Origin of the sequence: Brassicibacter mesophilus, from assembly GCF_050433385.1 — a bacterium.
Classification (GTDB): Bacteria; Bacillota; Clostridia; order Tissierellales; family Proteiniboraceae; genus Brassicibacter; species Brassicibacter mesophilus.
Map to the genome: position 1 here is coordinate 37,039 of NZ_JBNPXI010000028.1, position 13,700 is coordinate 50,738.

At 30.6% G+C, this 13,700-nt stretch carries 13 protein-coding genes; 1 reads left to right on the forward strand and 12 read right to left on the reverse strand.

Going from position 1 to position 13,700, the window contains the following annotated elements:
• Position 1: 1 nt before the first annotated feature.
• The 5 genes from HNR33_RS20035 to HNR33_RS20055 are packed head-to-tail and all read right to left on the reverse strand — an operon-like array spanning position 2 to position 3,582.
• Complete coding sequence (locus HNR33_RS20035) at positions 2 to 865, reverse strand: ABC transporter permease (RefSeq protein WP_429087069.1); 864 nt, start codon at positions 863 to 865, stop codon at positions 2 to 4.
• Between the two features lie 2 nt (positions 866 to 867).
• Positions 868 to 2,103 (reverse strand): ABC transporter substrate-binding protein, encoded by a 1,236-nt coding sequence (locus tag HNR33_RS20040; RefSeq protein WP_429087072.1) that lies wholly within the window; start codon positions 2,101 to 2,103, stop codon positions 868 to 870.
• Positions 2,104 to 2,119: 16 nt separating this feature from the next.
• The gene (locus tag HNR33_RS20045) at positions 2,120 to 2,674 is read right to left on the reverse strand and encodes a YeeE/YedE thiosulfate transporter family protein (RefSeq protein ID WP_429087075.1); all 555 of its coding nucleotides are present in this window, start codon (positions 2,672 to 2,674) and stop codon (positions 2,120 to 2,122) included.
• Complete coding sequence (locus HNR33_RS20050) at positions 2,644 to 2,871, reverse strand: sulfurtransferase TusA family protein (protein WP_429087078.1); 228 nt, start codon at positions 2,869 to 2,871, stop codon at positions 2,644 to 2,646. Before HNR33_RS20050 ends, HNR33_RS20045 begins: the two co-directional genes overlap by 31 nt.
• Positions 2,872 to 2,886: 15 nt before the next feature.
• Positions 2,887 to 3,582 (reverse strand): YeeE/YedE thiosulfate transporter family protein, encoded by a 696-nt coding sequence (locus tag HNR33_RS20055; RefSeq protein ID WP_429087081.1) that lies wholly within the window; start codon positions 3,580 to 3,582, stop codon positions 2,887 to 2,889.
• 277 nt (positions 3,583 to 3,859) lie between these two features.
• On the opposite strand from HNR33_RS20055, the gene HNR33_RS20060 reads away from it, so the two are divergent.
• On the forward strand, positions 3,860 to 4,735 hold the full coding sequence (locus HNR33_RS20060) for a nucleoside hydrolase (RefSeq protein WP_429087084.1): 876 nt from the start codon (positions 3,860 to 3,862) through the stop codon (positions 4,733 to 4,735).
• Between the two features lie 827 nt (positions 4,736 to 5,562).
• On the opposite strand, the gene HNR33_RS20065 is transcribed toward HNR33_RS20060, so the two are convergent.
• The 7 genes from HNR33_RS20065 to HNR33_RS20095 all read right to left on the reverse strand — a co-directional run.
• Complete coding sequence (locus tag HNR33_RS20065; protein WP_429087086.1) at positions 5,563 to 6,222, reverse strand: ABC transporter ATP-binding protein; 660 nt, start codon at positions 6,220 to 6,222, stop codon at positions 5,563 to 5,565.
• An 18-nt stretch (positions 6,223 to 6,240) separates the two neighbouring features.
• Positions 6,241 to 7,524, reverse strand: a complete 1,284-nt coding sequence (locus tag HNR33_RS20070) for a hypothetical protein (RefSeq protein ID WP_429087089.1) — start codon at positions 7,522 to 7,524, stop codon at positions 6,241 to 6,243.
• 4 nt (positions 7,525 to 7,528) lie between these two features.
• The gene (locus tag HNR33_RS20075; protein WP_429087092.1) at positions 7,529 to 8,548 is read right to left on the reverse strand and encodes a hypothetical protein; all 1,020 of its coding nucleotides are present in this window, start codon (positions 8,546 to 8,548) and stop codon (positions 7,529 to 7,531) included.
• 290 nt (positions 8,549 to 8,838) lie between these two features.
• Positions 8,839 to 9,087, reverse strand: coding sequence for a hypothetical protein (locus HNR33_RS20080; protein ID WP_429087094.1), 249 nt, complete (start codon positions 9,085 to 9,087; stop codon positions 8,839 to 8,841).
• 962 nt (positions 9,088 to 10,049) lie between these two features.
• The gene (locus HNR33_RS20085) at positions 10,050 to 10,370 is read right to left on the reverse strand and encodes a YerC/YecD family TrpR-related protein (RefSeq protein WP_429087097.1); all 321 of its coding nucleotides are present in this window, start codon (positions 10,368 to 10,370) and stop codon (positions 10,050 to 10,052) included.
• 176 nt (positions 10,371 to 10,546) lie between these two features.
• Positions 10,547 to 12,601 carry a methyl-accepting chemotaxis protein gene (locus HNR33_RS20090; RefSeq protein WP_429087100.1) on the reverse strand — a complete coding sequence of 685 codons (2,055 nt, stop codon included), beginning with the start codon at positions 12,599 to 12,601 and terminating at the stop codon, positions 10,547 to 10,549.
• Positions 12,602 to 12,845: 244 nt separating this feature from the next.
• A partial coding sequence (locus HNR33_RS20095) for a formate--tetrahydrofolate ligase (protein ID WP_429087102.1) occupies positions 12,846 to 13,700 on the reverse strand: 855 nt, incomplete at its 5' end.

Here is a 13,700-nt window from a genome sequence, read left to right on the forward strand (position 1 = left end):
ATCACCCACTGTATTTAGAAATAAACTCAAATGTCTTATAATAAAGCCAAACTAAAACTACTGATACACAAGTTAAAATCATATTAATAACCATTGCATATGGTCTGTTAGCCAAGTTAGGATTTGTATACTCAATATATGCCTTAACTGGTAGAGTTTTAGGACTAGTCGGTCCAAGTAAATAAGGCACCTCAAATGCTCCAAATGAAAAAGCAAATACTATTATAAATGATGACAAAATTGACGGCATAATAAGCGGTAGCAAGACATGAAAAAATACCTGTCTATTGCTTGCTCCTAGATTCAGAGCTACCTGTGACAGTTTATCATTAATATTGCTTAATATAGTATACACAACCATAGCTATAAAAGGAATTTCCTTCCACAAATAAGCTATTATTATTCCAACTCCATTTCTCTCAAAAAGTAAAGAAGCAAATTGGGATTGATCTTTTATAATCCCCACACTATATAGCAATCTTGGTAATATTCCGCTTTGAGCTAGAATATTATACACTAGTAATACTGCAACAACATGTGGAACAATCACGGGAAGCTTATATATTGCTTCTTCTATTCCTTTTCTATGCTTACTTCGAAGAATAGCATATGCTAGCATAACACCAAGTATAACTGCAACAACAGATGATACAACAGATATATAAAGGCTGAAGCTAAGGGATGATAAAAATCCCTTGCTTGTCAGCACTTCTATATAATATTTAAACGTATATTCAGTTAGCCCTATTGCCTTAAAATGCCCAAGGCTTTGAGCACATCCCATGATTAGACCAGATGCAAATATTCCTAATATAATAGTCATAACAGGTATAAGCAAAACATATGGTTTAATTTTTGTTTCCAATTTTACTCATCCTTTTCAGATACACTTTCCATCCATATTTTTTCGATTATTGGTATAAGATTTGCTGGCATTTCAGGCACTCTATGACTTAAAAGCTCATCTTGTGGAAGTGTAGCTTCACCTAGATCTAGGCTATCAAATGCTTTTTTTTCTTCATCATCTAACTTATTATTATCTATTACAGGAAGGTCTCCCCAGTTCGTTGGCACATATTTAGAAGCTTGAACTTCTGCACTTAATATATAATCTATAACTGCTAGTGCCCCAGATTTATTAGGTGCATTATATGGTATAGCCAAGAAATGAGTATTGCCTATAGTTCCTTTATCAAAGACAAAAGTTTTTGTTGTCTTAGGAAATTCACCAGTTTGCACCTTTCCTGATGCAGAATTCGGATTGTATGACATTGTCATAATCACTTCATTATCTGAATACATATTGTCTAAAAGTCCGCTATCTGCTGGATATGTTTTACCTTCTTTCCATAGATAAGGCTTTAACTCATTAAAATAATCTATAGCAGGTTGAATAGCTTTTCTAACAGTTTCTTCATCTGCCTTCATATCCATGAACTGCTCATGACCTACAATATCATATATTATGTTTCTCACAAAAGCGCTTCCTGTAAAATCTGGAGGAGCAGGATAAGTGAATTTTCCAGGGTTATCTTTTACAAACCGTAATAATTCTTGATGATTCTTAGGTGTTGCACTTACCTTTGCGCTATCATATGTCATGACAAATTGTGCTTTACCATAAGGTGCCTCATAACCTTCTACAGGAAATCCAAAATCGTACTTGACCTCAACAGAGTCTCCATCAACATATTTTTCGAAATTGGGAAGCTTGTCAGTAAACGGTCCAAATAATAGTTCATTTTCTTTTGCTGTAAAGAAATTCTCTCCATTTATCCAAACTACGTCTATATTTCCATTCTCAACATCAAGCTGCTTTTCATTAAGCAGATTATTTAAAATCTCATCTATATTCATTCCTACTCTATTAAGATTTATATCATATTTATCTTTTAATTCCTTTGCTAGGTATGTGTCAATCCAACTATTAATTCTTTGGTCTCCACCCCATCCATAAAAGTTTACTGTCGTCCCCCTAGCTTCATCTAAGATATCATCCCAATCCTTATTTATTACATCTGATTCAACAGCACCTTTTTGTCCACAAGCTACTAATCCTAGAACCATAACTGCACACATAAAAAATACAATTATTTTTTTCATTTGATTACCCCTTTCCTTATAGTAAATATTTTATAAGTATTTTACTGCCTACCCATGCTCCTACAAACATGAATAATGCAAATACCCACCCATGTAACGAAAATGAAGGTATAGCACTGAAGTATGAGCCAATATTACATCCAAAGCTAAGTCTTGAGCCATATCCCATAAGAATTCCACCAACAAGTGCAAAAAACAATTGTTTTTTGTTTTTAATTTTTCTTATTTTAAACTCAGAAGCCCATAGAGCACCTAATAATGCACCAATTATTATTGCACAGTTTATAACTAAATAACTGTTATTAATAAAACTCTCACAGTTTAATAAAGTGCTCTCTGAGTTAATATTAAAATAGTACCATGTTGATGGTTTTAACCCTATTAGTTCAAGTATCCATGCGCCTATATAAAGAAAACCTGTAGTGACCTTCCATGGTGAGCCTGTAGTTTTGAGCAATATTATATTTATAACTGCAAGGATTATCGCACCAGTTATATAAGGCCACGGCCTTTTAAATATTTTTTCAAACACGTCTATGGTCACCTCGTTTTTTCTATATATATCTCCCATTCGCCATCACTTACTTCGACATAATCAACATTATAGTTTTGCTTTTTTGCCCACTCTATTACATTAACTATCGAACAGCTGTGGTCAGATTCTAGAATTAGAATATCCCCAACTTCCATCTTTTTCAATTCCTTGAGTGCCTTTAATAAGGGAATAGGACAGGCTTCATACATGCAATCTATTCTAACCTCTGCCAATTTTCACCCTCCTAGTTACATAGACATTATATTGTTCTTTTTACCATACCAATCAGAAAAAATGTAAAGCAGTATAAGAACTACTATCTGAATAATTGCAGAAGCAGTTATCCCAACATACGCTGGAAAATATACTGTAGGAGATTTTGATATTAATGCTTTATCCCAAAATACAAAATTTCTCGCGCCTATCAGTGAGCCTATTATAAAACCAACTAATACTACCAACTGAAGCTGAAAACCTTCTCCTATTCTCATCAATGTTCCTGATGCGCAGCTTCCTGCTATAACCATACCAATTCCGAACATTATTGCACCTATGGCAGTATGAATACCTACTGGTTCAATCTGTCCAGGTATATTAACTATGTCAAATTTTTGACTATCTGTAATATAACCATGCTGAATAATCGCAAAACCTATTGTACTTATTATAAATGCAATTATAATAGCTTTAATAAGTGAAGTACTGCCTACAAGTATGGGGTCTCTAAAGCTTGCTGCAAAGCAAAACCTTGATCTTTGCAGAGTTATTCCTATCAATATACCTAATATCCAAAATATACTGTACCTTAAATTAGTATTTAAAAATGTAGCATAGACTAAAATAACTATTACTGTTAACACCGCTGCATATGGAACTTGACTTTTTTTCTTTTTTATTTCTTTCTGCCGCTTTTGTTTTAATTCTTCTATCTTATTTGTAGGCATAATATTTATCTCTCCTTAATTTTATAGTTGAGAATGTTAAATATTAATCAAACTACCTACACTATTATTATACATTATTAAAGTATAGGCAATTATACAATATGATTATATAGAATAATGATATGTTATATATAAAAAGCAGCAGTTGATTTTATGCCACTCTCTGCTTAAAATTAAATATATAATATCAATCCTATTATATATTATTAATATTCAAATTAGGAAGATAAAACTCGAAATTAATCTAATTGATGTAATGTGAAAGGGTGAATATGAGATGACTAAGGTAGTTTTCGATTGTGATAACACAATGGGTTTACCAGGAAAAGATGTAGATGATGGACTTACGTTGCTTTATTTACTTGGAAGAAATGATATAGATTTATTAGGTGTCACTACAACTTTTGGAAACAGCACAATTATAGATGTACATAATAATACTGTTAAAATGTTTGATGAATTAAATATAAAACATATACCTCTATACAAAGGAGCCGCTTCGATTGACAATAGGCAGAGTGATGCAGCACGCTTTCTAGTTGATTCTGTTAATAATATCCCTTCAGAAATTACAATTCTAGCTACTGGTTCTTTGACTAATCTATATGGAGCATATCTGCTTGACAATAGTTTGTTTACAAAGGTTAAGGAGATTGTTTTGATGGGTGGAATAACAAAGCCTTTGATAATAGAAGACAAAGTCATGAATGAGCTAAATTTTTCATCAGATGCTTTAGCTGCATATACTGTCTTAAGCTCTGGATGTAAGACTACTGTACTAACAGGCCATATATGTCTTCAAGCATTCTTTGGAGAAAAAGAGTTTGACAGATTAATGAATGATGATTCTGTAGAAGCATACAAGTATATTAAAAACAAATCCTATGAATGGTATAAATTCTTCATGGACTGGTTCAATACAAAAGGCTTTTACAACTGGGACATTGTTGCAGCTATGTATATAACTAACCCTGAGCTTTTTGATGAGAACTTTGAAAATGTAGTTTCTACTGAGAATGACTTAAAGACAGGCTTTCTTAGAATCGACAGTCATTCATGTAATGGATATAAGGTTAATATACCTACCATTATAAAAGATATAGATGTATTTAATGAAGTGATATTTGAAGCATGGAAGAATGTGAAGATGTAGACAAGTCAAAGCAAATTCAGGTTTATTTAAACAAAAAAGCAAGTTAGGTACTATTCTAACTTGCTAATTATATTTACTTAGTTTTTTTAACTGAAATTCAAATAGTAAGCTGTATCTTTACCTGTTTCTACATCAAAATAACAAATATCATTTTTAAATTGTATGTTTAAAGTACCTTTTTGATTTTTTTCTATAGTCGAAATAACATTTTTATTGTAATCAAGCAGTCTTACGTTTATATTCTCTTTAGTACATGCTAAAGAAAGTAGCTTTACAATAGAATTAGATGAAAAAGATAATAAAAATATATAGTATAAGCTATAAAATAGTATTATCCATTTATATATGGTCGTTATTTATTCAACACCTAAAAATAAGTAAGAAGGCAATGAAACTACCCTCTAAAAGAAACAGTAATACATGCATATGAAACAACAAAGCAAGTATTAGATAAAGAAGGCAAAAAAACTACAAGTAAACCATATATATGGCTTTACAGAATTTTTTCAAGCTGATGGCTATCCTGTTTACAGCGATGCAAGGGTGTAACCTTAGTTGGCTATTTTGCACATGTTAGGCTTGGATTTACAGACGCCCTAAAAGCATTGACTGAGGACTCAGTTCAAACAAGAACAAATGCTCAAGAAGATATTATTTCATGGAAATTATTGGTCTGGAGTGTGAGCTATAGTTGGCGCTTACTTTGAAATTCTACTTATCGACATAATAACAAACCCTTGGTTCTTTGTAAAAACTAGGGATCTGTCAGAATCCTAAACAGATGTATTAATTTCATCTTCTCTTTTCTAAGTGTTAAAATTAAAATTTTATTTGACATTATTTCCGTTTTTAATATGTATTTTTCTATCACAAATTTTGGCAACTGTATCATCATGAGTAGCTATTATTATAGTAATACCGTTTTTGTTTAATTTTTTCAATATATCTAATACTTCGTATTTATTATCATTATCTAAAGAATTTGTTGGTTCATCTGCTAAAATAACATTTGGATTTGAAATAACTGCTCGAGCAATTGCTACTCGTTGGCATTCTCCACCTGAAAGCATATGAGGATACATTTCAAGTTTACTAGAAATTCCTAGCGTGTCAGCAACCGCTAATACTTTTTCTTTAATTTCTTTTTTTTCAATATCTTTATATTTTAATGGTAATGCTATATTGTATAAAACATTTCTATTCTTAATTAATGCAAAATGTTGGAGAATAAACCCTACATTATCACTTCTGAATTTTGCCATTGTCGATTCGTCACCCAATACTGCTTCATTGTTGAATAAATATTCTCCACTGCTTTGCTTTAATATACCCCCTGCTATATTCAATAGTGTTGACTTGCCTGAACCACTTGGTCCCATAATTGCAACCATTTCATTCTTATCTATCTTTAAGCTGATACTATCCAGTGCTTTTATTTCGGATTTTTTATACTTAAATTTTTTACTAATATTAATAAATTCAATCATTTGTATTCTCCTTTATTGTTAATCTTCTTTTTGGATAGAAGCATAAATATTACTTTTATTGAAATAAATATTTAATGCTAAACATATTCCAAGCATTATAATTGTTGATAATGCTACAGTTTGACTTATTGCCTGTTCAAGTAATGTACGCTCAGATAAATAAATACTATCCTGTCCAAGTAAAATTCTATTGATAAAGGAAGATAATCCAAGTGATAATATGAATTGAATAAATATTTCAAAATATATTCTTAGCTTTAGTCTAAGAAAACTGCAGCCACAAATTAAGTGAATTGCATAGACCTTTTTATTTCTATTGAAATTCCATACATATATGTAAGTGAAAATAACTGATAATATCAAAAATAGAAAAATAGATGTAATCAAAAATACTCCTTTGCTTGAATGCATTGTATTTGAAATATTACTAATGTACGGGCCGACAAATCCTTCATTTAAAACATAATTTAGACTTAACTTATTGCTAATTTCATCTACTTTATTTTTATAATCATAATAATCTTCCCCATCGTTCATCTTTATATATCCCCAGTTTTTCAATGAATATAGTATTTTTTGAAACTTTTCATCCTCCTCATTTTCCGGTTCAAAATCCACCTCCAATGAAGGGATTACGATACATCTGTCCAAGAAATGGATCTTGTTATTAATCCCTATGGAGGTATCCTTTTTTAAAAAGCCAATAATCTTTACGGATATATCTTTCGATAAATAATTAAATTTTGTTGTATCACCTATATTAATTAACTCTGAATATTCATGACCTAATATAGCCGGAATTATTTTGTTATCAAATATAAAGTCGTTATTTTCAAACCCTTTTCCACTAGCAACCTGATTTTCCAATGTAAAAAAGTCGTAAGCATTTTTACCTATCTGCACAGATTGCAAAGAGATACCAATATGATCGTTCACTCCAAAAGAACTACTTCCATAATCTTTTCGAAATTCATCTTTATAACGAAAAATATCCTTTAACAGTAATGTCTGTGTATCGAATTCTAAAAAATTAAATTCTTCATTTACAATGTGGGAAAACTCCTTCATTAGTTTCAATGAATTTTTTTCCGAAAAGAATTCTGATAATTTTTTTTGATTCTTTTGATCGTATACATCGGTTACTCGCAAATATATTGATTCAACATTTTTATTATCAAAATCTATTATTTTATGTACTGCCTTATTATAGTTTTTATTAGAAAACATGAATATTGTTGTGGCAATAGTCAAGACACAAAAAGATACTGCTATGTATATATAATTGTTTTTTTTATATTTCATATATCTACTTCACTCCATTTTTATAAAATAAATTATTTGATATAAGCATACACACATATATTGCTAAGCAAATAGTAGTTAATATAGTAAATGAAAATATAATTAAAGAATGAAAATAAAAACCTATGTAAATATTTTGTAAAAAGATATAGTAAATAATTGCATATATTGTTACTACAAAAGCAATATTTACCGCAGTTAAAAAAATAACACTTCTAATCAAATCATACAAAATACTTTTAAAGCTTATGCCTATTATTCTTTTAACCTTAATTTCCTCACTATAATAACGTAAGGTGAACATTAAAAGTGTAATAGTAAGTATACTAGCAAAAATAGTTACTATAATATTTAATATATGTCTATCGACATCATTAAATATATACCTTTCTATGAAGTTATCATTTTCTCTTATTATATCAACATCATATTCTTTTTTTAGGCTATTGACAGCAGTAACTATACTCGAACTTTTTGCGCTATCTATAATAAATCCTCGCAATTTAACATCAAATGAATCTAAATTAACAAAAGCAGTATTATCAAGCATATTACTAATATCTGAGGATATATATCCAATGACTTCATAATAATTATCATAAAACACAAAATATTTTTTGCCATTATTATCCTCAAAGCAATTATCTGAATTTATAACATTTTTACCTACAACAGCTTTGAATTCTTTCTTAAAAAAATCACCTTTATTAAAAAACGTTCCTTCTATAAATGAATTTGTTCTGCTATCTAAAAAGGAATTCCCACAAATCCCCCATACTCGTAAATCAGGATAATTATAAAGCTCAGATAAAATAGTTATATCAGGATAACGGTTAATTAACTTATGCAAAGGCAGTGCTATGTTTCCTTCTTTAAATAAAACCGTAACAGACTTGTCTGACATCAATGAATTTGCTGTTATTATTTGTAAATTAATAAAATCAGTGTAACTAATATATGATATAAATAATGATTCCAATAATATAATTATTATAGAAAAACCCATAACTAATTTTTTCGTCATACACCCTCATACATCCTTTTTTTATAATAGATATCGTATCATTACCACTTTTCTGAAAGTAATGATACGATATCCTGTTTATTACATATCAAAATTTACTTCTGTTATATATGCTAACTACTAAAAGCCATAAAAAAGTCTATAGTCACTTAAAGCACCTTGTCCAACATTTCCAGTCGATACTTCAACTCTTCCATATCCCCATTCTCTACCAGATTTCCAATATTGCGAACCAGAATAAACGCGTATATTGGAATAGTGATATCTGTCTGATCCATCACTTTTCTCATCTATATCTGTCCAGCCTTTTGCTCCAACACCAACTCCATTAGAAATAATCCACCATGCATCGCTGTAGACAACATAATCATCAAATATTCCACGAGCAGAGCACTAACATAGTCTAGATCCAATTCTGCAAAGCTGTGTTCGGTGTAGTCTATTTTTTGAGTTGGCTCCGCCGCTAATACAGGCATTGCCATAGTGACTACAATCATAACTGCCCCTATAATTGATCCCATAGTCTTACTTTTCAGCATTTCAACATCTCTTTTTGATAATATTGGTATATATTTAAAAATATACTAATATTATTATGTCATTTATGGAAATTTCCGCAATATTTTTTTAAAATTTTTGTGATCATGACTGTATAACAAATCTACTCTTTATAGATATCCTATGGTCTTCAAATTCATATCTTTTCATTGACTCCTCTATTGTAGAAGTTATTAGATTGAAAGTCACTTTCGATGCAATATCATTATTTATGCAATTTCATACCTCACCTTGTTCTATTTTTTTAATTGAATTATCTTGTGTAGACTTGCTAACAACTCCTATTTCAATTAAGCTACTTATAGTTTCAGCTTTATACTATTCAGATAAAACTATTTTTCTACCTTCAGAAAAACTAAAAACAGAAGATAACATAATTAAACTTAAAATCAAAACCACGCTAATAAGTTTTCTAGTTTTACACATTGTATATACATTCTTTACATAATTTAATATTATTTGGTTACACACTGTCATTATAAGGGAATGAAAATAAAATTAATGTAGAAAATTGTAAAATCCTTCGTTACAAATTATTAATAATTTATATTTTTTAAATTTTATGTATATTTATATGAAATCTCACTTCTTATTATCAATGTAAATGTGTATAATACATTATCTTGATATTTCAAGTAAGGATGTAATTACATAAAAATTTTTAAGTTTGGAAAAATGAATCGCCGAGATACTGGCTTGGAATGCCTAAACGAATTAAAAAACGGAGCGTAAAAAATATTCTTATTGCCTGAGTACAAAATTTTTTAATTAGAGCAGGATAAGATTAAATCGATACAGATATTAATGCTAAACAACTATGTATTAGTAAAAAACAAGGATGATAGCACCTCTGCTACTCTCCTTGTTCAAATAACTTAATATCACTTATATTCTTAAAATTGAGTTTACATATTTTTCTTAACAGAATTACTTGCCCTAGTATCTATTCATTATCATCCTCTTCAGTTTTTGTATATCCTAGTCTATCTAAAATAATGTTATACCCTTCTGCGCCATAGTTTAGTGCTCTGTTTATTCTGCTTATTGTAGCTGTACTTGCTCCTGTTTTTTCTTCTATTTCATTATATGTTTTTTCCTGTCTAAGTAGTTTCGCAACTTGGAGCCTTTGACTTATTGACTGAATCTCCTTTATAGTGCAGATATCCTCGAAAAATCTATAGCAATCGTCTATTGTCTCCAGCTTTAATATAGCTTCGAATAATTCGTCTGTTTCCTTATCTTTAATCTTTGAAGTGTAATCCAAAAAAATCACCCCCATTTAAATTCTATCTCATTATCACAATAACATCTTCATAAGTTAAAAAAATCCTGTTAGCTATATTTTATTATTAATTGTACCTTTTTACAATATATTAAATAAATAACCAAAAAACTATAGCTTTATAAAAAAGGATGAATTCTATTGGAACTTCTTAAGTTTTAAAGTATAAACTTAGAAATACTTTTTTCCATTTCCTCTGCTAACTTTGATAAAGCATCTGAGGTGTTGGCGATTTCTACCATAGAGGCTGTTTGCTCTTCTACTGATGCAGATGCTTCTTCTGTTCCAGCTGCATTTTCTTCTGCTATAGCTGATAAATTCTGCATAAGTTCAACCAAGTTATTCTTTTTGGTATTCATCTGAGCTGCAGAATCATTAAGTTTTTGAATAACTGCTTCTACTATTTCAATAGAACTCGCTATAGATTCAAACTTAGTTTCTGTTTCTTTTACACTATCCTTTTGTTCATCAGCTATGTCTCTTACCTTATGCATTTCTTCTACTGCAATTTGAGATTTTGATTTTAGTTCCTCGATTACTTTTTTGATTTCTCCAGTAAAAGCATTAGACTGATCAGCTAATTTTCTAATTTCATCAGCGACCACTGCAAATCCTTTTCCCGCTTCTCCTGCTCTTGCAGCTTCTATAGCTGCATTAAGCGCTAAGAGATTTGTCTGTTCTGATATGCTTTCAATCATGCTACTAGCAGTTTCTATTTTTTCTGCACTTTCTTTATTGCTTAAAACAATATCATAAATATTATTTGTAGCTTTATTATTCTGTTCTGTTTTATCGACAAGACCTTTAAGAGTTTCATATCCTGCATCTTTTTCGTTATTTATTTTTTTTACAGCAGTATTTAATTCGTCAGTGTACTCATTATTTTTTTCAATTAGCCTTTCCATTTCATCTACATTATTTGCTGATTCCTCTGTATCTTTTGCCTGATCGCTAGCTCCCCTAGCAATTTCTTCTATTGTTCTTGATACTTCCTCCGAAGCAACTGCTGATTGTTCAGTAATTATAGTTAGTTCTTCAGAAGAATGTGTAACTCGATTAGAAACATCCTTCGTATTTTTAATAAGTTCTCTTAAATTCTCTTGCATGCTCCTTATAGCTTTAGCAATGAAACCTATTTCATCTTTCCTATTACTATATCGGTTTACTACTATGTCTTGCTCGAGTTTAAGGTTATAATTAGCTAGTGTTTCAATTTCTCTGACTAAAAAACTGATAGGTTTAGCAATACTATTAGCACTAACAAATAATAGAATGCTTAAAACAATAAATATAAGTACACCAATAGTTGCAATCATTATATTATTTCTATTGATACTTGACTCCACACTATCCATAGATATCCCAATATGTAGTGCTCCAACTTGCTCTCCATCTATTACAACTGGTGCTAGAATATCGTAAACTCTGATATTTTCGCTCTCAAGATAGTATTCCCATGATTGTTTTTCCTCATAGTTTATTTCATTGATGATTTCATTATTTGAAATCATATCTCCTATTGCCACTTGTTCAGGATTACTAGAAGCAATTACTTCTAAATTTTCATTAATAAAATGTGAATATACTATCCCTTCCTGTTGTGCTAATTCTTCTGTTAGATTTTGAAAACCATAACGTTGTGTGATTTCATGAATAGTATCCCCTGATATTGCCACTTGCACGAATTCTCCATCTTGTGCTTTTACCGCACCAAACTTAAAATAACGTTCTTCTCCAGAAGCCATATCTTGTCTAATATCTTCCATCATTTCAGTTTCACTACTTTTAGCAAATTCAGTTAAAGGATGATCCTCTCCTGGCTGCCAACCAATATCTCCTCTTACCGTCGAGTGAGTAATAATTCGATCTTTATCATACCAATAAATTTCTTCTATTGTAGATCTCTGAACAATTTCATCTAGAAGCTCATTACTTAAATTTTCATGATTTGCAATAACATCGTAAGCTGCTACTCTCATATCTTTTTCTATAATTGTATTAATCGTATTTATAGCATAAACATTATCTTTTATTCTATTTACAGATTGTTCTACTAATTCAAATCCATGCTGCTTCATTTCATCTACTAAACTATTTTTTAAAAGATATGATGATGTAATCACTATTAGCAAAATCCCAATACATACTGCTATTAATGGCAAAGTCATAATCTTGCTTTTTATTGATTTTTTTTTGTCTTTTCTACTGTACATTTTTATCATCCTCTTTCTTTTGGCATTTTGATAATTTAATGCAACCTATAACCTCTTAATTCTTTCCGCAATTGGACACCTTATATAAGCACACTAGAAAATTTAGTGAAAACGCTTTCAAAGCATGTGTAGTTTTGTGCTTTTGTATAAATAAGTAACATTAATCTGATATGTATTGATAATGAATAGAAATATGAGAAGCCCGTATTAAGGGCTTCTCTTAAATTTTTCAAATATTCGCTTATTAGAATAATCCTACAATAGTACCATCTGGTAGAACATCCATTTTGTTTGCTGCTGGAACTTTTGGTAATCCTGGCATTGTCATTACATCTCCTGTTAATGCTACGATAAACTTTGCTCCTGCTGATACTTTTACTTCTCGTACTGTTATCCTAAATCCTGTTGGTGCTCCTAGTAGTGTTGCATCGTCTGAGAATGAGTATTGTGTTTTTGCCATACATATTGGCATTTTGTCTAGTCCTATGTCTTTTAATGTCTTCATTTGTTTTATTGCTGCTTTACTGAAGTCTACTCCGTCTGCTCTGTATATTTCTTTTGCTATTTTTTCTAGTTTTTCTTGTATTGTTAGCTCTACTTCATATAGCGGCTTGAAGTTTGATTGTTTTGTTTCGCATACTTCTACTACTTTCTTTGCTAATTCTACTCCGCCTTCTCCGCCTTTTGCCCATACATCTGATATTACTACTTCTGCTCCTGATGCTTTTACTTTTTCGAATACTAGGTTTACTTCTGCTTCTGTGTCTGTTGGGAATTTGTTTATTGCTACTACTGCTGGTACTCCAAATTTCCCTACGTTTTCTATGTGTCTTTCTAGGTTTTCTAGTCCTTTTTCTAATGCTTCTAGGTTTTCGTTTCCTAGGTCTTGTTTTGCTACTCCTCCATGCATCTTTAATGCTCTTACTGTTGCTACTATTACTGCTGCTGCTGGTTTTAATCCTGCAAATCTACATTTGATATCGAAGAATTTTTCTGCTCCTAGGTCTGCTCCAAATCCTGCTTCTGTTACTGCATAGTCTCCTAGTTTTAGTGCTAGTTTTGTTGCTAATACTGAGTTACATCCGTGTGCTATGTTTGC

Excerpts from the sequence above, each read along its gene's own strand:
- HNR33_RS20040 (WP_429087072.1), bottom strand. The coding sequence starts at position 2,103 with ATGAAAAAAATAATTGTATTTTTTATGTGTGCAGTTATGGTTCTAGGA.
- HNR33_RS20045 (WP_429087075.1), bottom strand. The coding sequence starts at position 2,674 with ATGGGAGATATATATAGAAAAAACGAGGTGACCATAGACGTGTTTGAA.
- HNR33_RS20055 (WP_429087081.1), bottom strand. The coding sequence starts at position 3,582 with ATGCCTACAAATAAGATAGAAGAATTAAAACAAAAGCGGCAGAAAGAA.
- HNR33_RS20060 (WP_429087084.1), top strand. The coding sequence starts at position 3,860 with ATGACTAAGGTAGTTTTCGATTGTGATAACACAATGGGTTTACCAGGA.
- HNR33_RS20065 (WP_429087086.1), bottom strand. The coding sequence starts at position 6,222 with ATGATTGAATTTATTAATATTAGTAAAAAATTTAAGTATAAAAAATCC.
- HNR33_RS20070 (WP_429087089.1), bottom strand. The coding sequence starts at position 7,524 with ATGAAATATAAAAAAAACAATTATATATACATAGCAGTATCTTTTTGT.
- HNR33_RS20075 (WP_429087092.1), bottom strand. The coding sequence starts at position 8,548 with ATGACGAAAAAATTAGTTATGGGTTTTTCTATAATAATTATATTATTG.
- HNR33_RS20080 (WP_429087094.1), bottom strand. The coding sequence starts at position 9,087 with ATGCTGAAAAGTAAGACTATGGGATCAATTATAGGGGCAGTTATGATT.
- HNR33_RS20090 (WP_429087100.1), bottom strand. The coding sequence starts at position 12,601 with ATGTACAGTAGAAAAGACAAAAAAAAATCAATAAAAAGCAAGATTATG.